This is a genomic window from Phocaeicola paurosaccharolyticus JCM 15092, assembly GCF_000613805.1.
In the GTDB taxonomy this organism is placed as follows: Bacteria; Bacteroidota; Bacteroidia; order Bacteroidales; family Bacteroidaceae; genus Phocaeicola; species Phocaeicola paurosaccharolyticus.
Genome location: NZ_BAJR01000086.1, coordinates 1 through 636, shown reverse-complemented (window position 1 = coordinate 636; position 636 = coordinate 1). Strand labels below are relative to the sequence as shown.

General features: G+C 34.7%; 1 protein-coding gene. It reads left to right on the top strand.

Annotated features, from left to right (window positions below):
- The coding region (locus JCM15092_RS14320; RefSeq protein WP_235782389.1) for a porin family protein at window positions 1–606 on the top strand (606 nt) is incomplete at its 5' end.
- Window positions 607–636 lie beyond the last annotated feature (30 nt).

Below are 636 nucleotides of genomic sequence, written 5' to 3'. Positions count from 1 at the left end.
TTTTTAATTTTATTATTCTTTGTTACTATGACTAACCTTACAGTCTTCTCACAGGTAACATTTGGAGTGAAAGGTGGTTTAAATATGACCGATATTAATAGTTCTACTATTCATAATTATGAGAAAAACAATAACGGTTTCTTTTTTGGCCCAACTGCTAAGATAGCTTTGCCATTAGGATTTGGCATTGATGGTTCTCTCCTTTATGACCAACGCAGTGCAAAAGTAGAAACAGATATTATTCCAATACCATTATATTCCACAACAATAAAACAGCAACAGATCGTTATTCCTGTCAACTTGCGTTATGGTTTGGGATTATCAAAACTATTGGAAGTATACATTTTTGCCGGTCCTCAATTTGGCTTTAATGTCGGCGATAAAACCGTATCTACCAATTATGAAGATTGGGATTTCAAGGCAGCACAGCTAAGTGTTAATATCGGTGCCGGAGCAACCATATTAAATCATCTACAGGTTTCTGCCAATTATAATCTTGCATGCAGTGAATCGGCTGATCAGTCAATTAAGGACTCCGTCTATCCCAAGATCTTAGGTAATGGAAAAATGAATGCATGGCAAATTAGTTTGGGCTATTTTTTCTAAAGAATCAAGATGATGTTATTATAATAAAGA